Below are 315 nucleotides of genomic sequence, written 5' to 3' on the forward strand. Positions count from 1 at the left end.
GGAAATAATTGAGCGACGCGACCGGCCGGCGCCAGGGGATCTCATTGCAGACCTTCAGCCACTTGGCGTGCTGGTTGAACATGGAATCGATGATGTGGATGAAGGCTTCGTAGCAGGAGAAGAAGCCATGGCGCCCGGTCAAGAGATAGCCTTCAAGCCAACCCTGGCATTGGTGCTCGCTCAAGACTTCCATGATGCGGCCATCCGGTGAGAGGTGATCGTCCTCGGGATAGATCTCGGCCATGTAGCAGCGGTCGGTGACCTCGAGCACATCCTGCCATCGGTTGGAGTTGTTTTCGTCCGGGCTGAACAGCC

General features: G+C 57.8%; 1 pseudogene. It reads right to left on the minus strand.

Features of this window, described 5'->3' with window-relative positions:
• Positions 1-315, minus strand: a pseudogene (locus IB272_RS34575) (phosphoketolase); the annotation flags it as partial.

It is taken from the genome of Ensifer sp. ENS08 (assembly GCF_014852195.1).
Classification (GTDB): domain Bacteria; phylum Pseudomonadota; class Alphaproteobacteria; order Rhizobiales; family Rhizobiaceae; genus Ensifer; species Ensifer adhaerens.